At 41.9% G+C, this 217-nt stretch carries 1 protein-coding gene; it reads left to right on the top strand.

From position 1 onward, the window contains the following. On the top strand, positions 1–217 hold a 217-nt coding region (locus tag ACM615_RS23965), incomplete at both ends, for a hypothetical protein (RefSeq protein ID WP_431012638.1).

The raw sequence follows: 217 nt of genomic DNA, 5'->3' as shown, positions 1-217 counted from the left end.
ACTGCGTTGAATCTACTTCCAATCGGACAATTAGATGGTGGACATGTTGTCTTTGGACTTTTCCCGAAGCGCCACAAAGAGATCTCTTTAATAGCCTACATCTTATTTATAGCCTACGCCGGGATGGGAATAATTAGTCCGTATTCCCCATTAGAAGATCTGGCGCTTTGGATTCCGCTTTACATTGGATTTCTATTTATCTGCTTCAGCAAATCAG

It is taken from the genome of Rahnella sp. PAMC25617 (assembly GCF_050606005.1).
In the GTDB taxonomy this organism is placed as follows: domain Bacteria; phylum Pseudomonadota; class Gammaproteobacteria; order Enterobacterales; family Enterobacteriaceae; genus Rahnella; species Rahnella variigena.
The sequence above is the reverse complement of the archived record's forward strand: the minus strand, read 5'-3'. Positions and strand labels throughout refer to the sequence as shown.